Origin of the sequence: Pelagibius marinus, assembly GCF_014925385.1 — a bacterium.
Classification (GTDB): domain Bacteria; phylum Pseudomonadota; class Alphaproteobacteria; order Kiloniellales; family Kiloniellaceae; genus Pelagibius; species Pelagibius marinus.
The window spans coordinates 234,981-251,244 of sequence record NZ_JACSDK010000001.1 but is presented as its reverse complement, the minus strand read 5'-3'; the positions used below and the strand labels follow the sequence as shown (position 1 = coordinate 251,244).

Annotated in this window: 16 protein-coding genes; 8 read left to right on the top strand and 8 right to left on the bottom strand. The window is 68.1% G+C overall.

All coding sequences use genetic code 11. The features are described from left to right. Positions 1-11: 11 nt before the first annotated feature. From mnmG to H7X47_RS01210, 4 genes are all read right to left on the bottom strand, one after another. Positions 12-1,928, bottom strand: coding sequence for a tRNA uridine-5-carboxymethylaminomethyl(34) synthesis enzyme MnmG (mnmG, locus tag H7X47_RS01225; protein WP_193366789.1), 1,917 nt, complete (start codon positions 1,926-1,928; stop codon positions 12-14). A 136-nt stretch (positions 1,929-2,064) separates the two neighbouring features. Continuing rightward, positions 2,065-3,441 (bottom strand): tRNA uridine-5-carboxymethylaminomethyl(34) synthesis GTPase MnmE, encoded by a 1,377-nt coding sequence (gene mnmE / locus H7X47_RS01220; RefSeq protein WP_193366788.1) that lies wholly within the window; start codon positions 3,439-3,441, stop codon positions 2,065-2,067. Between the two features lie 57 nt (positions 3,442-3,498). After that, positions 3,499-3,900, bottom strand: a complete 402-nt coding sequence (locus H7X47_RS01215) for a (2Fe-2S) ferredoxin domain-containing protein (RefSeq protein WP_227010106.1) — start codon at positions 3,898-3,900, stop codon at positions 3,499-3,501. Between the two features lie 3 nt (positions 3,901-3,903). Continuing rightward, entirely contained in the window at positions 3,904-4,161 is a 258-nt protein-coding gene (locus H7X47_RS01210; protein ID WP_193366787.1) for a DUF6489 family protein, read from the bottom strand. 277 nt (positions 4,162-4,438) lie between these two features. Between H7X47_RS01210 and H7X47_RS01205 the strand changes: the two genes are divergently transcribed. The 5 genes from H7X47_RS01205 to H7X47_RS01185 all read left to right on the top strand — a co-directional run bounded on the left by H7X47_RS01205 (position 4,439) and on the right by H7X47_RS01185 (position 9,167). Next, positions 4,439-6,541 (top strand): thioredoxin domain-containing protein, encoded by a 2,103-nt coding sequence (locus H7X47_RS01205; protein WP_193366786.1) that lies wholly within the window; start codon positions 4,439-4,441, stop codon positions 6,539-6,541. Further along, the gene (locus H7X47_RS01200; RefSeq protein WP_193366785.1) at positions 6,538-7,035 is read left to right on the top strand and encodes a methylated-DNA--[protein]-cysteine S-methyltransferase; all 498 of its coding nucleotides are present in this window, start codon (positions 6,538-6,540) and stop codon (positions 7,033-7,035) included. Before H7X47_RS01205 ends, H7X47_RS01200 begins: the two co-directional genes overlap by 4 nt. A gap of 136 nt (positions 7,036-7,171) precedes the next feature. Further along, entirely contained in the window at positions 7,172-7,867 is a 696-nt protein-coding gene (locus H7X47_RS01195) for a dienelactone hydrolase family protein (protein ID WP_193366784.1), read from the top strand. After that, positions 7,867-8,841: a quinone oxidoreductase family protein gene (locus H7X47_RS01190; RefSeq protein ID WP_193366783.1), complete on the top strand. Its 975-nt coding sequence runs from the start codon at positions 7,867-7,869 to the stop codon at positions 8,839-8,841. The genes H7X47_RS01195 and H7X47_RS01190 overlap by 1 nt, the downstream gene beginning before the upstream one ends. A 17-nt stretch (positions 8,842-8,858) precedes the next feature. Next, the gene (locus H7X47_RS01185; protein ID WP_193366782.1) at positions 8,859-9,167 is read left to right on the top strand and encodes a DUF1330 domain-containing protein; all 309 of its coding nucleotides are present in this window, start codon (positions 8,859-8,861) and stop codon (positions 9,165-9,167) included. Between the two features lie 101 nt (positions 9,168-9,268). Here the strand turns inward: H7X47_RS01185 and rho are convergent, their stop codons facing one another. The 4 genes from rho to hemE all read right to left on the bottom strand — a co-directional run bounded on the left by rho (position 9,269) and on the right by hemE (position 13,429). Continuing rightward, complete coding sequence (rho, locus tag H7X47_RS01180; protein WP_193366781.1) at positions 9,269-10,525, bottom strand: transcription termination factor Rho; 1,257 nt, start codon at positions 10,523-10,525, stop codon at positions 9,269-9,271. 312 nt (positions 10,526-10,837) lie between these two features. Continuing rightward, the gene (gene hemJ, locus H7X47_RS01175; RefSeq protein WP_193366780.1) at positions 10,838-11,281 is read right to left on the bottom strand and encodes a protoporphyrinogen oxidase HemJ; all 444 of its coding nucleotides are present in this window, start codon (positions 11,279-11,281) and stop codon (positions 10,838-10,840) included. A gap of 28 nt (positions 11,282-11,309) precedes the next feature. Next, on the bottom strand, positions 11,310-12,353 hold the full coding sequence (gene hemH / locus H7X47_RS01170) for a ferrochelatase (protein WP_193366779.1): 1,044 nt from the start codon (positions 12,351-12,353) through the stop codon (positions 11,310-11,312). After that, a complete protein-coding gene (gene hemE / locus H7X47_RS01165; protein WP_227010105.1) occupies positions 12,350-13,429 on the bottom strand; it encodes a uroporphyrinogen decarboxylase in 1,080 nt (359 codons plus the stop codon). The genes hemH and hemE overlap by 4 nt, the downstream gene beginning before the upstream one ends. Before the next feature lie 519 nt (positions 13,430-13,948). On the opposite strand from hemE, the gene H7X47_RS01160 reads away from it, so the two are divergent. The 3 genes from H7X47_RS01160 to H7X47_RS01150 are packed head-to-tail and all read left to right on the top strand — an operon-like array spanning position 13,949 to position 16,262. Then, positions 13,949-14,770 carry a pyruvate, water dikinase regulatory protein gene (locus H7X47_RS01160; RefSeq protein WP_193366778.1) on the top strand — a complete coding sequence of 274 codons (822 nt, stop codon included), beginning with the start codon at positions 13,949-13,951 and terminating at the stop codon, positions 14,768-14,770. Beyond that, on the top strand, positions 14,770-15,411 hold the full coding sequence (locus H7X47_RS01155; RefSeq protein WP_227010104.1) for a Maf family protein: 642 nt from the start codon (positions 14,770-14,772) through the stop codon (positions 15,409-15,411). The genes H7X47_RS01160 and H7X47_RS01155 overlap by 1 nt, the downstream gene beginning before the upstream one ends. Next, the gene (locus tag H7X47_RS01150; protein ID WP_193366777.1) at positions 15,408-16,262 is read left to right on the top strand and encodes a shikimate dehydrogenase; all 855 of its coding nucleotides are present in this window, start codon (positions 15,408-15,410) and stop codon (positions 16,260-16,262) included. Before H7X47_RS01155 ends, H7X47_RS01150 begins: the two co-directional genes overlap by 4 nt. Positions 16,263-16,264 lie beyond the last annotated feature (2 nt).

The window sequence follows — 16,264 nt, the reverse complement described above, 5'->3', positions numbered from 1 at the left end:
ATCCCCTGCCCTCAGGCCGCCGAGGGGTGTGACGGCGCGCCGCCGCCTGCCGCCTCTCCGGCCCTGGAGCCGCGCTTCTTGACATGGCGCAGCAGCGCCATGACCGCGGCGGGGGTCACGCCGGGGATCCGCGCCGCGGCCCCCAGGGTTGCCGGGCGGCTTTTGGTTAACAGCTGCCTAACCTCGTTGGAGAGGCCGCCCACGGCCGCGTAGTCCAATCCGGCCGGCAGTTCCAGCGCCTCGTCCTTCCGGAAGGCGCGGATGTCGGCCTCCTGGCGGGCCATGTAGCCCTGGTAGCGGCCCTCGATCTCGATCTGGCGGGCCACCGCCGGTTCCAGGCCCCGCAGCTCCGGCCAGATCTCCGCCAGGCGCGCCAGATCCAGCGCCGGATAGCGCAGCAGCTCGAAGGCGCTGCGCCGCACGCCGTCCTGGTTGATGGCGATCCCGGCGGCCGCCAGGCTGTTGGGCGTCGCCGTGAGGGTTTCCGCCAGGGCCCGCCCGGCCTCCAGCGCCGCCATCCGGGTCTCGAAGGCCCTGCGCCGGGCCGGGCCGACGCAGCCCAGGGCAAGGCCCCGGCCGGTCAGGCGCTGGTCGGCATTGTCGGCGCGCAGGCGCAGGCGGTATTCGGCGCGGCTGGTGAACATGCGGTAGGGCTCGCTGACGCCGCGGGTCACGAGGTCGTCGATGAGCACGCCGATATAGGCTTCCGAGCGGTCGACCACGAAAGGCGCTGCCGCGCCGCCCGCCCGCAGCGCCGCGTTCAGCCCGGCGATCAGGCCCTGCGCCGCCGCCTCCTCGTAGCCGGTGGTGCCGTTGATCTGGCCGGCCAGGAACAGCCCCGGCAGACGCCGGGTCTCCAGGGAGACCTTCAGTTCGCGCGGATCGACATAATCGTATTCGATGGCGTAGCCCGGCTGCAGCATCACCGCGGTCTCAAGGCCCGGAATGGTTTTCAGCAACGCCAGCTGCACATCCTTGGGCAGCGAGGTCGAAATACCGTTGGGATAGACCGTCGGATCGTCCAGCCCTTCCGGCTCCAGGAAGATCTGGTGCTGGCCGCGCTCGGCGAAGCGTACCACCTTGTCCTCGATGGAGGGGCAGTAGCGCGGCCCGACACTCTCGATCTGGCCAGAATAGAGCGGCGCCCGGTCCAGGTTGTCGCGAATCAGCGCATGCCCGGCTTCGGTCGTATAGGTGATGTGGCAGCTCACCTGTGGCTGGGTGATCGACGTGGTCAGGCTGGAAAAGGGCTCGGGCTCCGGATCGCCCGGCTGCTCGGTCAAGCCCGCGTAGTCGATGCTGCGGCCGTCCAGGCGCGGCGGGGTTCCGGTCTTCAAGCGGCCGAGGGCGAAGCCGGCCCGCGCCAGAGTCGCGGCCAGCCCGACCGCCGGCGCCTCCCCGACCCGCCCGGCGGGGATCCGCTCCTCGCCGATATGAATGAGTCCACGCAGGAAAGTGCCGGTGGTCAAAACCACGGCGCCGGCGGCCAGGGTCTCGCCCGCCGCCGTCACCACGCCGCAGCAGGTCCCGCCCGCGTCGATCACCAGGTCCTCCACCGCCGCCTCGACGATGGTCAGGCCCGGCTGCTCGGCGAGCAGATCCTGCATGGCCGCGCGGTACAGCGCCCGGTCGGCCTGGGCGCGCGGTCCGCGCACCGCCGGGCCTTTGCTGGCGTTGAGCAGGCGGAACTGGATGCCGGCGGCGTCGGCCACCCGGCCCATGACGCCGTCCAGGGCGTCGACCTCCCGCACCAGGTGGCCCTTGCCGAGACCACCGATGGCGGGATTGCAGGACATGACGCCGATGCTGTCGCGGCGGTGGGTGACCAGGGCCGTGCGCGCGCCCAGGCGCGCCGCGGCCGCCGCGGCCTCACAGCCGGCGTGCCCGCCACCCACGACGATCACCTCAAAAGTCTTGGTCTGAGCCATATCCGGCCATCCTCACGTTGCCGCGGGTTATAGCAAGCCGCCGGGCCCGATCAAGGACGGAATAGCCGGCCAGGCGCGCCATACAGCCAGTCGGTGCCCTCAATGTTTCACGTGAAACATCTAGTAGGACCCCCTACTACTTGCCGATACAGAAGTCCGCGAACACAATATCTAGTAGGTCTTCCACGTCGACCCGCCCGGACACCCGGCCCAGGGCGCGCAGCGACAGGCGCAATTCCTCGGCCACCAACTCCGGCAGCTCCGCCGACCGCGCCCGCGCCACGGCGTCGCGGCAGTCCTCCAGCGCGCGACGGTGGCGGTGACGGGTGATCCCCGCCGCCGCCTCGGCACCGCCGAAGCTCTCGCCCGCCAACTCCACCAGGCGGTCCAGCACCTGATCGAGGCCAGCGCCGGTCCTGGCCGACACGGCAATGGGATCCCAATCGCCGATCTGGCGGGCCAGGTCTTGCACCGCCGCCGCCTCGCAGAGATCAGCCTTGTTCAGCAATACCAGGGAGCGCGTGTCGTGCAGGGCGGCGACCCCGTCCAGCGCCGTTTCGTCGGAGAGCGCCGCTTCCAGATCGACCAGCAGCAGCTTGATATCCGCGCGCTCGGCGCGCTCGCGGGCCCGCGCCATGCCCGCCCGCTCGATGGCGGCTTGCGGGTCGTCGGCCTTCTCCAGGGCGCGCAGTCCCGCGGTATCGGCCAGCGTCACTGGGTAGCCGCCCAGGTCCAGGTGCACCTCGACGATGTCGCGGGTGGTGCCCGCGGTCTCCGAAACGATGGCCACGTCGCGCCGCGCCAGGGCGTTCAGCAGCGACGACTTGCCTGCGTTGGGCGCGCCGAGGATCACCGCCGAGAGACCCTCGCGCAGCCGCTCGCCGCGGTGGCGGTCGTCCAGGGCCGCGGCGATCTCGCCCGCCACGGCCTCCGCCTCGGCCAGGGCCGCTTCCCCCAGGTCCTCGGGCAGTTCCTCCTCGACGAAGTCGATGGCCGCCTCAAAATGGGCCAGCACCCGGGTCAGGCGCGCCGCCCAGTCGCCGGTGCGCCGCGCCAGGCCGCCTTCCATCTGGCGCAGGGCCTGGCGGCGCTGGGCCTCGGTTTCCGCGTCGATGAGGTCAGCCAGTCCCTCGACAGCGCTCAAGTCCAGCTTGCCGTTGTCGAAGGCGCGGCGGGTGAACTCCCCGGCCTCGGCCGGGCGCAGCCCCGGCAGCGCCGCCAGGGCCTCGAGCGCCGCGGCGATGACGGCGCGCCCGCCGTGCAGCTGCAACTCGCCCAGGTCCTCGCCCGTGAAACTGCGCGGCCCGGGAAACCACAGCAGCAGCCCGTGGTCGATGGCGCCGCCCGAGGCCGGGTCGCCGATGCGCCGCAGGACGGCGCGGCGCGGCGCCGGCAGAGGATCGCCGGCCAGGGCGCGCAGGGCGGCGCCGGCTTGGGCGCCGGAAATGCGGATCACCGCGACGCCCGCGCGGCCCGGGGCCGTGGAGGGGGCGAAAATGGTGTCGTCGGTCATGACATTGGGGCCTCTGGAGGGCCTCTGCGCCCCGGGGCGTCAGGCGCGCCGCGGGCGCTAATCGCCCGGCGGCGTCTCGTCGCCGGGCTTCAACATCAAACGTTCCACCCGGCCGCCCTCGACCAGATGGGTCTGCAGGATCTCCTCGGCGTCTTCGATGCTGCGGTAGTGGTACCAGACCCCTTCAGGGTAGATCACCATGACCGGGCCGAGCTCGCAGCGGTCCAGGCAGCCGGACTGGTTGATGCGCAGCCCTTCCAGACCCAGCTCCTTGGCCCGCGCCTTCAGGTAGTTGCGCAGGCGCACGGCACCTTTCTCCTTGCAGCAGCCGCGCTCGTGGCCCGGCGGGCGCTCGTTCATGCAACAGAAGACATGGCAGCGGAAATAGGGTGCCGGATCGCCGCCGGGGCTTTCTCCGACGTCCTGTCGCAAGCCCTCCTCTTTCACGGAATCATCCATACCCTATTGTTTTTCCTCGGTTTTCCCGGATGCCCCGCTTGACATCTGGGCCCAGAAGGCCTTCTGCAGCTGCTCCCAGCCCTGCAGGCCGGCGGGCAGCCAGGTCTTGAACAGCTGTTCCGGCTCCATGGCCTGCATGTTGGCCATCATCCGCTTCTGCAGCTCGGCCATCAGCGCCTCCTGCATGGGCGCCACGTCCGGCAGCCCCAGAAAGGCGCGGGCCTCCTCCGGCGTGCATTCTATATCGATGTGAATCTTCATCGCCGTCGCCCTTCCCTGCAAAAGATCATCGGAGCGGCACTCTGTGGCCGGCGCTCCCGCGGACGGTCCCCGCCGCGTCCCGCCAAGACAAACCCATTCAGCATTTATGGTTGAGCCAACAAGGACCTACGGCCCAAATAGAAAACCTGAGACTACATGCCAGCCACCAGCCGCCGCAATCCCCAGCCACGACCACGCCCCGGGGGGCGGCTGCTTTTTTCCGCGCCGCGCCAGTGCGCAGCGCCGATGCAGCGCCGACAGAGGGACAGACCCGCAGATGGCCGAGGCCGACGCCCCGCAGACCCCGCCGACCGAGACCCCCGCATCCCCCGGCAACCGGCTCGGGGCGGAAACCAGCCCCTACCTGCTGCAGCACCGCGACAACCCCGTCGCCTGGCAGGCCTGGGGAGACGCAGCCTTCGCCGAGGCCCGCGCCGCCAACAAGCCGGTCCTGCTCTCCGTCGGCTACGCCGCCTGCCACTGGTGCCACGTCATGGCGCACGAGTGCTTCGAAGACCCGGACATCGCCCAGCTGATGAACGAGCTCTTCGTCAACATCAAGGTCGACCGCGAAGAGCGCCCGGACGTCGACAGCATCTACCAGTCCGCCCTGGCGCTGCTGGGCGAGCACGGCGGCTGGCCGCTCACCATGTTCCTGACCCCCGAGGGCGAACCCTTCTGGGGCGGCACCTACTTCCCGCCGGAGCCGCGCTACGGCCGCCCGGGCTTCCCGCAGGTGCTGAAGGCGGTGGCGGAGATCTACGCCAACGACAAGGCGCGCATCGAAAAGAACACCACCGCGCTGAAGGACGCGCTGGGCAAGCTGTCGCAGAACCAGCGCGGCGAGGCCGTGCCGCTCTCCGCCCTCGACCAGGTGGCCCAGCGCCTGCTGGGCGAGATCGACCAGGCCAACGGCGGCATCGGCGGCGCCCCGAAATTCCCGCAGCCCAACATCCTGAAACTGCTGTGGCGCGCCTGGAAGCGCAGCGGCGACACGGCCCTGCGTGAAGCGGTGGAACTGACCATGACCAGGATGGCCCAGGGCGGTATCTACGACCACCTGGGCGGCGGCTTCGCCCGCTATGCCGTGGACGCTTACTGGCTGGTGCCGCACTTCGAGAAGATGCTCTACGACAACGCCCAACTGCTCGAGGTGCTGACCTGGCTGTGGCAGGACACGCGCAAGCCCCTCTACGAGCAGCGGGCGCGCGAGACTGTCGCCTGGGTGCTGCGCGAGATGATCGCCGATGCCGACGGCAGCGGGAGCCGGCCCTGCGGCGCCTTCGCCGCGACCCTGGACGCCGACAGCGAGGGCGAGGAAGGCAGGTTCTACGTCTGGAGCGCCGAGGAAATCGACGCCCTGCTGGGCGCCGAGGCGACACTCTTCATGCAGCACTACGATGTGCGCCCCGGCGGCAACTGGGAAGGCAAGACCATCCTCAACCGCTCGGCCGCGCCGGAGCCGGCCGACGCCGCGACCGAGGCCCGGCTTGCCGCCGCCCGCGAAAAGCTGCTGGCCGCGCGCAGCAAGCGGGTCTGGCCCGGCTGGGACGACAAGGTGCTGGCCGATTGGAACGGCCTCATGATCACCGCCCTGGCCGAAGCGGCGCCGGTCTTCGGCGAGCCCGCCTGGCTGGCAGCGGCCGAGACCGCCTTCGCTTTCGTCACTCGGGAAATGGTCCGCGGCGATCGGCTCCACCACGCCTGGCGCCACGGCCAGTTGAAGCACCCGGCGACCCTGGACGACTACGCCAACATGGCCGGCGCCGCCGTCGCCCTCTATGAGGCGACCGGCAAGGCCGCCTACCTGGAACAGGCCGAGGCCTGGTGTGAAACCCTGGACCGCCACTACTGGGACGCCGAACAGGGCGGCTACTTCCTCACCGCCGACGACGCCTCGGATCTCATCGTCCGCACCAAGACGGTCTACGACAACGCCACTCCTTCCGGCAACGGAACAATCCTGGCGGTGCTGGCGCGGCTCTTCTACCTGACCGGCAAGGCGGCCTACCGGGAGCGGGCCGAGGCCCTGGTCACTGCCTTTTCGGGCGAGTTGCTGCGCAACTTCTTCCCCCTGGCCAGCCTCCTGAACGGCGCCGAAATCCTTGAGAGCGCGGTGCAGGTCGTCGTCGTCGGCGACGGCGGCGCACCGGAGACCGCAGCCCTGGTGAAAACCGTCACCGAGCGTTGCCTGCCCAACCGGGTGCTCCAGGTGCTGGCCCCGGGTGAGAGCCTGCCGGCGGATCACCCCGCCGCCGGCAAGGGCCAGGTCGACGGGAAAGCCACCGCCTACGTCTGCCACGGCCCGAGCTGCTCCCTGCCGCTCACCGATCCCGGCGCCCTTGCCGCGGCCCTCGCTCCGCGCGAAAATCCGCTATGACCCGCCAGCGCCTCACCGTCGAGACCGAGACCGGCCCGGTGACCCTCACCGAGGAAAACGGCGCCATCATCGCCGTCACATGGGATGCCTCGGGGCGTATTGCTGCATCGCAGCATGAAAATAATGCGACGCCCCTGCTGCAAAATGCTGCGCAGCAATTGCGCGAGTACTTCGCCGGCGGGCGCCGCGATTTCGACCTGCCGCTGAAGCCGCGCGGCAGCGAGTTCCAGCGCGCGGTGTGGCGCGAAATGCTGGCCATCCCTTACGGCCAGACAAAGTCCTACGGCGATCTGGCGCAGGCGACCGGCGGCATCGCGCGCGCCGTCGGCACCGCCTGCGGGGCCAATCCCATTCCGATCTTCATCCCCTGCCACCGCGTGCTCGCCGCCGACCGTCAGCTCGGCGGTTTCTCCGGCGGCAAGGGTCCCGAGACCAAGGCCTTCCTGCTGACCCTGGAAGGCGCCTGGCCGCTGCAGCACGCCCTGCCGCTATAGCCCCCGCGCTGCCGCTGCGCGGGCGCCGGCTTTCGGCTAGGCTAAGGCAAAGTTCGCAATACGGCTGGCGGGAAGCCCGCGCGCCCCGACCGGCCAAGGGAAATGCAGGACTTGGGAAGCAAACAAGGGGAAGGTCATGGCTGAACTCACCATCAGAGTGCCGGACGGCAGCTTCAACGCCTATCTAGCTGTGCCCAGGCAGTTGGACGCGGCGCCGGGCGTCGTCGTCGCCCAGGAGATCTTCGGCGTCAATCAGGTCATGCGCGAAACCTGCGACTGGCTCGCCAGCCAGGGCTTCGTCGCCGTCTGCCCCGATCTTTTCTGGCGCATCCAACCCGGCATCGACATCACCGACAAGACGCAGGCGGAATGGGACCGAGCCTTCGAGCTCTTCGGTCTGTTCAACGTCGACAAGGGCATCGAGGACATGAAGGCGACACTGGCGGCGCTGCGCGTCCATGACGCCTGCAACGGCAAGGTCGGCTCCGTCGGCTACTGCCTGGGCGGCAAGATCGCCTTCCTCATGGCCACGCGCTCCGATGCCGACGCCAACGTGGGCTACTACGGCGTCGGCCTGGGCGACCTGCTGGGCGAGGCCGGCAACATCACCAAGCCGCTGATGCTGCACATAGCCGAGCAGGACCAGTTCTCCTCGGCCGAGGAAATCGCCACGGTGAAAGACACCCTGGCGTCTCACGCCGACGTCACCGTCCATGTCTACAACGGCCAGGACCACGCCTTCGCGCGCCGCGGCGGTCAACACTACAACCGGGCGGCGGCGACTCTCGCCAATGGCCGCACGATCAGTTTCTTCAAGGAGCATCTCGCGTAATGGCCAAGGCAATCCGCATTCACGAACCAGGCGGCCCCGAAGTCCTCAAGTACGAAGACGTGGAGGTGCCGGCCCCCGGGCCAGGAGAGGTGCTGCTGCAGCAGAAGGCCTGCGGACTCAACTACATCGACGTCTACCACCGCATGGGCGCCTACCCGCTGGACTACCCCGCGGCCATCGGCATGGAAGGCATGGGCGTGGTGGAGGCGGTCGGTGACGGCGTTGCGGCCTTCAAGCCCGGCGACCGCGTCGCCTATGCCGACCTGCCGCCGGGCGCCTATGCCGAGGCGCGGATCATGCCCTGGCACCGCCTGGTGAAGCTGCCCGACAGCATCGACGACCAGACTGCCGCGGCCATGATGCTGCAGGGCATGACCGTCGAGTATCTCGTGCAGCGCACCTTCAAGGTGTCGAAGGGCGACTCGGTGCTGTTCCACGCCGCCGCCGGCGGCGTCGGCCTCATCGCCTGCCAATGGCTGAACAGCATCGGCGCCACCGTCATTGGCACCGTGGGCTCGGAAGAGAAAGCCGAGCTCGCCAAGGCGCACGGCTGCCACCACACCATCAACTACCGCAGCGAAAACTTCGTCGAGCGGGTGAAGGAACTGACCGACGGCGCCGGCGTGCCTGTCGTCTATGACTCGGTCGGCAAGGACACCTTCGACGGCTCGCTCGACTGCCTCAGGCCGCGCGGCATGATGGTGCTCTTCGGCGCGGCTTCGGGCCCGGTGCCGCCGCTCGATCCGCAGGTGCTGGCCAAGAAGGGCTGCCTCTATCTCACGCGGCCCTCGCTCATGGTCTACAACGCCAAGCGCGAGGAGCTGGAGGCCTCGGCCGCGGCGCTCTTCGACAAGGTGGCCTCCGGCAAGGTGAAGATCGAGGTGAACCAGACCTACCCCTTGAGCGAAACCGCCCAGGCGCACCGCGATCTGGAAGCGCGCAAGACCACCGGCTCCACCGTGCTGTTGCCGTAGCCAAGAAGGAAAAGGACATGGCCAAGGGATATTGGGTGGCGCGCGTCGACGTGCAGGACGCGGAGGCCTACAAGAAGTACGTCGCCGCCAACGCGGAAGCCTTCAAGGAATACGGCGCGCGCTTCCTGGTGCGCGCCGGGCAGTTCGAAACCGTCGAAGGCGGGTCGCGCAGCCGCAACGTGGTGATCGAGTTCCCCAGCTACGACGCGGCACTGGCCTGCTACCGCTCGCCGGCCTATCAGAAGGCGATGGGGTTCCGGCAGAACGCTTCGGAAAGCGACCTCGTCATCATCGAAGGCTACGACGGCCCGCAGCCCGGCGACTGATCCGCATCCTGCCTCACCAGGACAAGAAAAAACCCGGAGCGAGAGATCCGCTCCGGGTTTTCTTTGCGCGCGATCTTTTCGCGGACTACTGATTCCCAGGCTTACTGATTCATGGAATCGAAGAAGTCCTGGTTGGTCTTCTGGTGCTTCAGCTTGTCGACCAGGAAGTCGATGGAGTCCGTAACGCCCATCGGCATGAGGATGCGGCGCAGCACCCACATCTTCGACAGGGTGCCCTTGTCCACCAGCAGCTCTTCCTTACGGGTGCCGGACTTGCCGATGTCGATGGCCGGGAAGGTGCGCTTGTCGGCCAGCTTGCGGTCGAGGACGATTTCGCTGTTACCGGTGCCCTTGAACTCTTCGAAGATGACCTCGTCCATGCGGCTGCCGGTATCGATCAGCGCGGTGGCGATGATGGTCAGCGAACCGCCTTCCTCGATGTTGCGCGCGGCGCCGAAGAAGCGCTTCGGACGCTGCAGGGCGTTGGCGTCGACACCACCGGTCAGCACCTTGCCCGAGGACGGCACCACGGTGTTGTAGGCGCGGGCCAGGCGGGTGATGGAGTCCAGCAGGATCACCACGTCCTTCTTGTGCTCGACCAGGCGCTTGGCCTTTTCGATCACCATCTCGGCGACCTGCACGTGGCGCTGGGCCGGCTCGTCGAAGGTGGAACTCACCACCTCGCCCTGGACCGAGCGGTCCATGTCGGTCACTTCCTCGGGGCGCTCGTCGATGAGCAGCACGATGAGGAAGATCTCCGGATGGTTCTTGGCGATGGACTGGGCGATGTTCTGCAGGATCATCGTCTTGCCGGTGCGCGGCGGCGCGACGATGAGGGCGCGCTGGCCCTTGCCGATCGGCGCCGTCAGGTCGATGACCCGCGGCGTCAGGTCCTTGATGGTCGGGTCCTCGACTTCCAGCTTGATGCGGTCGTCCGGATACAGCGGCGTCAGGTTGTCGAAGTTGATGCGGTGGCGCGAGTTCTCCGGCGGATCGAAGTTGATCTGGCTGACCTTCAGCAGGGCGAAGTAGCGCTCGCCGTCCTTGGGCGAGCGGATCTGCCCTTCCACCGTGTCGCCGGTGCGCAGGCCGAAGCGGCGCACCTGGCTGGGGCTCACGTAGATGTCGTCCGGCCCTGCCAGGTAGTTCGATTCCGGCGAGCGCAGGAAGCCGAAGCCGTCCTGCAGGATTTCCAGCACCCCGCCGCCGTAGATCGGCTGGTCGTTGTCGGCCAGGTGCTTCAGGATCGCGAACATCATGTCCTGCTTGCGCAGGGTGCTCGCGTTCTCGATTTCCAGTTCCTCGGCAAAGGCCAAGAGATCGGCCGGACTCTTGGCTTTCAGTTCTTGAAGGTTCATGGGCGCTTACGCCTGTGCTCGCATTAGTCGGAAAGGGGAAGATTTTGGATCGGGCCTGGACCAGAGCGCATGCTGCTGGAGAAGGTGCCAGGAATGCGGGATTAAAACCGCAACGCGGGGGAGGTATGTAAACTGCAGCCTACGCTTGGCTGGTTACCTATTCGTTAACCATATATGGGACGCACTTTGCCGGACGGCAAGGTTCAGAAGATTCCAGACCGTTAATGCAAGGCGCGCCCGAAGTCAAGCGGCCTGGGCCCCGATCGGCGCCCGATCAGCAGCGGTGCGGGCGGCGGGCCGCGGCCGGAGCCGCTAGAACGGCTTCACCACCGCCATGATCACGATGCCGACCATGAGGACCGCCGGCACCTCGTTCATGATGCGGTAGAAGCGCTCGGAATGCCGGTTGGCGTCGGCCGCGAAGTCCTTGCGCCAGCGCGCCGCCATCATGTGCAGCACGGTCAGGACCACCAGCATCGTCGCCTTGGCGTGGAACCAGCCTCCTTGCCAGGCCTCGATGTTCACCATCAGCGCCAGCCCCAGGATCCAGGCCAGGATCATCGAGGGGTTCATGATGCCGCGCAGCAGGCGGCGCTCCATCACCTTGAAAGTCTCGGACTGGACCGAGCCGGGCTCGGCCCGGCAGTGGTAAACGAAGAGCCGCGGCAAGTAGAGGAAACCGGCCATCCAGGCGATCACCGCCAGGATGTGCGCCGCCTTGACCCAGAGATAGGCTTCGCCCAGAAACCCCGCCATAACACCTTGATACCCTTCGTTTTTCTTCTCAGGCGCCCGCCGTTTGGGGGCAGCCGCGCCACTCCGCCGGGCAGATGCGGTCGCCGGCCTGGGAACAGATGGCCCGCTCCCCCCCGGCGGCGGCCACCACAAGCTCGGCCAGGCCTTCGATAAAGGGCGCGTCGGCCATCACCGTCGGCACCCGCAGATAGCCTGCCGCCCCGGCGTTTTCCGCCAGCTTCCGGTATTCGATGTCCAACTCCACCAGGGTTTCCGAATGCTCGGAAACAAAGGCGATGGGCACCACGACGATCGTCCGCCCTTCGCGCGCCGCCTTCTCGATCTCCTCGTCGGTGGGCGGACCGATCCACTCCAGGGGGCCGACGCGGCTCTGGTAGCAGATCTGGTAGTCCAGGTTCACCTCGCCCAGCCGGCGCACCACCGCGGCGACGCTCTGCTCCACCTGCCACTGGTAGGGATCGCCCTGGTCGACGATCTTCCTGGGCAGGCCGTGGGCGGAGAACAGCACCCGCGGCGGCTTATCCTGGCCGGCCTCGCGCAGGGCCTCGCGCAGACGCACCACCGTCGCCTCCACGAAACCGGCGTCCTGCGGGTAGCAGCAGACGCTGCGGCTCGGCGCCGTCAGACCCGCCACCCTCGCCTCACTCTCCCATTCCTTCAGAGAGGAGGCCGAGGTGGTGGTCGAATACTGCGGATAGAGCGGCAGCAGGATCACCTGGTCCGGCGCGAAGGCGGCCACCTGCCTGGCCGTTTCCGACGCCCGTGGGCGCCAGTAGCGCATGGCGATGAAGACCTGCACATCGCCCAGACCGCGCTCGCGCAGGACCTTGGTCAGGGCCGCCGCCTGCGCTTCGGTATTGGGCAGCAGAGGCGAGCCGCCCCCCATCTCCTGATAAATCTCCTCGGCCAGCGGCGCCCGCTTCTTCGAAATGACCTTTGCCAGCAGCCAGCGCAGGGGCAGCGGCAGACGAATGATCGCCGGATCGAAGAAGAGATTGAAGAGGAAGGGCTGCACCGCTTCCCGGCGATCGGGCCCGCCGAGGTTGAACAGCACAACGGCCGTCTTGCTCATCCCGCACCGCCTCCCGCGCCAGGCCAGGCGTGAAGCTGCTCCATCAACCGGGCGACATGCTCCGGCGGCGTCTGCGGCACGATGCCGTGGCCCAGGTTGAAAACGAAGGGGCCGCCGCCAAGCTCCCGCAGGATCGTGTCGACGCCGCTGCGCAGGCTCTCGCCGCCGGCGACCAGCAGAAGAGGATCGAGATTGCCCTGCAGACAGACCTTCGACTGCAGCGTTTCGCGCGCCCAGGCCAGCGGCACAGTGGTGTCCAGGCCCAGAGCGTCGGCGCCGCTCTCGGCGGCATAGGTCTCGTACAGCACCCCGGCGCCGCGCGGAAAGAGGATCACCGGCACGCCCGGCCGCTCGGTCTTCAAGCGCTTCACCAGCGCCTTGGCCGGCTCCAGGCACCAGCGCCGCAGATGCGCCTCCGGCCAGACCCCGGCCCAGGAATCAAAGATCTGCAACGCCTCGGCACCGGCATCGATCTGGGCGATGAGGTAGTCGCCGGTGGCGGCCACCAGCAGGTCGATGAGCCGCTGCATGGCCGCGGGATCGCCATAGGCCCAACGCTTGCCGGCGGCGAAGTCCTTGCTGGACCCGCCTTCCAGCATGTAGCTGGCGACGGTCCAGGGCGCTCCGGCAAAGCCGATCAGCGTGGTCTCGGCCGGCAGTTCCCGGCTCAGACGTCCGACGGTCTCATAGACCGGGGCCAGGCGATCGTGCAGGGCGGCGCGGTCCAGCCGGTCGAGGTCCTCAGCCCTTTCCAGCGCCTCGAGCCGCGGCCCGACGCCTTCCTCGAACCACACCTTCTGGCCCAGGGCGTGGGGCACCACCAGGATGTCGGAGAACAGGATCGCCGCATCGAAGCCGTAGCGACGGATCGGCTGCAGGGTCACCTCCACCGCGTAGTCCGGCGTGTAGCAGAGATCGAGAAAGCCCTCGGCCCGGGCCCGCAGTTCCCGATACTCCGGCAGGTAGCGCCCGGCCTGGCGCATCAGCCACACCGGCGGGCGTGCCAGGGTCTCGCCCTTCAGGGCGCGCAGCATGGCTTTTTCGGGAAGCGGAAGGGTTTCGGGGCTCTGGGTCATCGAAGGAAGATCTGTTTTCCGGGTCGCTGCCTGAACGTTTCAGGAGGTCTCAAGGTCCGACAAGATGGACTTTTCCGTGGGCCGAGCAAACCCCCCTTCTTCCTAAAAGAATTATTAAAAAGCTTTTTGTGATTGCTGTTGATCCCTGTGAATCCTGGGGATTGCCGATGACCTTCGGGTTATCCCGCGAGTCATCCGCAAACGCGCTCTTGCCTCCTCTATCTGTGGGCGAAGGGTGGTAAAAACCAGGGTGATCCCACGCCTTGCGCCAAATCCGCAGGCAGGGGATAACGGGGAAAAGGTCGAGGGGCGGGTGTTCTATCCCGAAGCGGTTCGGCCTGTGGGGCGAAACTGTCCGGAACGAAAGAAGGTTCTGGAGCATTGCGAGGCTGAGGTGAGGGCTTTTTTCTCGATGCAGGCCGAGGGGCGGCTTGTCCCCGTTATTCGCACAGTCGGGGCGATTCATGCACAGCCCTTCCGGTGCGGCGGCGGGGATCGCCGCCGGGCGGAGTCGCCTGCATGACGAGCCATCACCTGCACCTGGTCTCCGATGCGACGGGCGAGACCATCAACTCCGTGGCGCGCGCCTGCCTGGTGCAGTTCGGCGGTGTCGAGCCCATCGAGCATGTCTGGAGCCTGGTGCGTACCCGCGGGATGATGACCAAGGTGCTGCAGGGCATCGAGTCCAATCCCGGTCCGGTGCTCTATACCATGGTGAACCGTGAGTTGCGCGACCAGCTCACCTCCTGCTGCGCCTCGCTGGGCCTGCCCTGCATTCCGGTGCTGGACCCGGTGATCCACGCCCTGGCCAATTACTTCGGGGTCGAGATCCGCGGCACCCCGGGGCTGCAGCATGTCCTCGATGCGGAATATTTCAGCCGCATGGACGCCATGACCTACGCCCTGGCCCACGACGACGGCCAGCACTGCAGCGACATCGACAAGGCCGACATCATCCTGGTCGGCGTGTCGCGCACCTCGAAGACGCCGACCTGCATGTACCTTGCCAACCGAGGCATCAAGGCGGCCAACGTGCCGGTGGTGCCCGGCTGCCCCATGCCCGAGGAATTGCTGCGCGCCAAGGGGCCGCTCATCGTCGGTCTTACCAAGGACGCCGCCAGCCTGGTGCAGGTGCGCCAAAACCGCCTGCGCATGCTGACGGACGACCGCCAGGAAACCGATTACGTGAACCTGGAGGCCGTGCGCCAGGAAATCGCCCAGGCCAGGCGCTTCTGCGTCGAGCACGGCTGGCCGTTGATCGACGTCACCCGCCGCTCGATCGAGGAAACCGCGGCGACCATCATGAACTACTACGCCAAGCACGTCGGCGCGGAGGCGTGATGGCCGAGGCAGCGGGACTTCCGGGCGCCCTCATGGCCCCCGCGCCGCCGCCGCTGGTGCTGGCCTCGGCCAGCGCCGCGCGCGCGCGGATGCTGCGGGCCGCCGGGCTGGAGATGCATTGCCAGGCCGCCGCGGTGGACGAGGAAGGCGTAAAGGCTTCCCTGAAGGCCGAGGGCGCGACTCCGGCCCAGGTGGCCGAGACCCTGGCCGAGCTGAAGGCGCAGCGCGTCGCGGCGAAGTACTCCGGCGCGCTGGTCATCGGCGCCGATCAGATGCTTTCCTGCAACGATGTCTGGTTCGACAAGCCGCCGGACCGCGATCACGCCGCCGCTCAGCTGCGCGCCTTGAGCGGCAAGACCCACACCCTTTGGACCGCCGTCTGCGTGGTGCGCAACGGCAGCCGCATGTGGCACCACAACGCCGCGGCGCAGCTCACCATGCGCGCTTTGAGCGACGCCTTCATCGACGCCTACCTCGAGGCCGCGGGCCCGGTGGTCACCGCCAGCGTCGGCGGCTATGAGCTTGAGGGCCTGGGCGCGCAGCTCTTCAACAAGGTCGAGGGCGACTTCTTCACAGTGCTGGGCCTGCCGCTGCTGCCGCTGCTCGACTTCCTCAGGCTGAACAAGGCCCTGCCGTCATGACCGTCTCGCTTCCTCCCCTTTCCGGCAAAGCCAAGGTCGCGGGCCTCATCGGCTGGCCGGTCTCCCATTCGCGCTCGCCGCGGCTGCACGGCTACTGGCTGGCCGAGCACGGCATAGACGGCGCCTATGTGCCGCTGCCGGTGCAGCCCGCCAGGGTGGAGGTGGCGGTGCGCGGCCTCGCCGCCGCCGGCCTGCGCGGCGTCAATGTCACCATCCCGCACAAGCAGACGGTGCTGGGGCTCTGCGACGAAGTGGACGACATCGCGCGGCGCATCGGCGCGGTCAACCTGCTGACTTTCGACGGCGAGAAGATCAGCGGTACCAATACGGACTCTTTCGGCTTCATGGAGAACCTGAAAGCGGGCGCGCCCGGCTATGACGCAACCCGGGCGCCGGCGGTCCTGCTGGGCGCCGGCGGCGGCGCGCGGGCCGTGGCCGTGGGGCTGCTCGACGCCGGGGTGCCCGAGCTGCGTCTCTGCAACCGCAACCGCGAGCGTGCTGAAGGCCTGGCGGCCGATCTCGGCAATGCGGTCACCGTCTGCGCCTGGGAGGAGCGCTGCGCCGCCCTGGACGGCGCCGGACTGCTGGTCAACTCCACCAGCCTGGGGATGAGCGGCCAGCCCGCGCTCGAGATGTCCCTTGGCGACCTGGAAGCCGGCGCGGTGGTCGCCGACCTGGTCTACAGCCCGCTGGAGACGGCGCTGCTGGCCGAGGCCCGCGCCAAGGGCTGCACCGCCGTCGACGGTCTCGGCATGCTGCTGCACCAGGGCCGGCCCTGCTTTGCCGCCTGGTTCGGCACCGACCCGCAGGTGACGCCGCAGCTGCGCGCCTACGTGTTGAGCGGAGACTAGAC

What these genes read in the sequence shown, in the direction of transcription:
- mnmG (WP_193366789.1), bottom strand. Translation starts at nt 1,928, where the DNA reads ATGGCTCAGACCAAGACTTTTGAGGTGATCGTCGTGGGTGGCGGGCAC.
- mnmE (WP_193366788.1), bottom strand. Translation starts at nt 3,441, where the DNA reads ATGACCGACGACACCATTTTCGCCCCCTCCACGGCCCCGGGCCGCGCG.
- H7X47_RS01215 (WP_227010106.1), bottom strand. Translation starts at nt 3,900, where the DNA reads ATGGATGATTCCGTGAAAGAGGAGGGCTTGCGACAGGACGTCGGAGAA.
- H7X47_RS01210 (WP_193366787.1), bottom strand. Translation starts at nt 4,161, where the DNA reads ATGAAGATTCACATCGATATAGAATGCACGCCGGAGGAGGCCCGCGCC.
- H7X47_RS01205 (WP_193366786.1), top strand. Translation starts at nt 4,439, where the DNA reads ATGGCCGAGGCCGACGCCCCGCAGACCCCGCCGACCGAGACCCCCGCA.
- H7X47_RS01200 (WP_193366785.1), top strand. Translation starts at nt 6,538, where the DNA reads ATGACCCGCCAGCGCCTCACCGTCGAGACCGAGACCGGCCCGGTGACC.
- H7X47_RS01195 (WP_193366784.1), top strand. Translation starts at nt 7,172, where the DNA reads ATGGCTGAACTCACCATCAGAGTGCCGGACGGCAGCTTCAACGCCTAT.
- H7X47_RS01190 (WP_193366783.1), top strand. Translation starts at nt 7,867, where the DNA reads ATGGCCAAGGCAATCCGCATTCACGAACCAGGCGGCCCCGAAGTCCTC.
- H7X47_RS01185 (WP_193366782.1), top strand. Translation starts at nt 8,859, where the DNA reads ATGGCCAAGGGATATTGGGTGGCGCGCGTCGACGTGCAGGACGCGGAG.
- rho (WP_193366781.1), bottom strand. Translation starts at nt 10,525, where the DNA reads ATGAACCTTCAAGAACTGAAAGCCAAGAGTCCGGCCGATCTCTTGGCC.
- hemJ (WP_193366780.1), bottom strand. Translation starts at nt 11,281, where the DNA reads ATGGCGGGGTTTCTGGGCGAAGCCTATCTCTGGGTCAAGGCGGCGCAC.
- hemH (WP_193366779.1), bottom strand. Translation starts at nt 12,353, where the DNA reads ATGAGCAAGACGGCCGTTGTGCTGTTCAACCTCGGCGGGCCCGATCGC.
- hemE (WP_227010105.1), bottom strand. Translation starts at nt 13,429, where the DNA reads ATGACCCAGAGCCCCGAAACCCTTCCGCTTCCCGAAAAAGCCATGCTG.
- H7X47_RS01160 (WP_193366778.1), top strand. Translation starts at nt 13,949, where the DNA reads ATGACGAGCCATCACCTGCACCTGGTCTCCGATGCGACGGGCGAGACC.
- H7X47_RS01155 (WP_227010104.1), top strand. Translation starts at nt 14,770, where the DNA reads ATGGCCGAGGCAGCGGGACTTCCGGGCGCCCTCATGGCCCCCGCGCCG.
- H7X47_RS01150 (WP_193366777.1), top strand. Translation starts at nt 15,408, where the DNA reads ATGACCGTCTCGCTTCCTCCCCTTTCCGGCAAAGCCAAGGTCGCGGGC.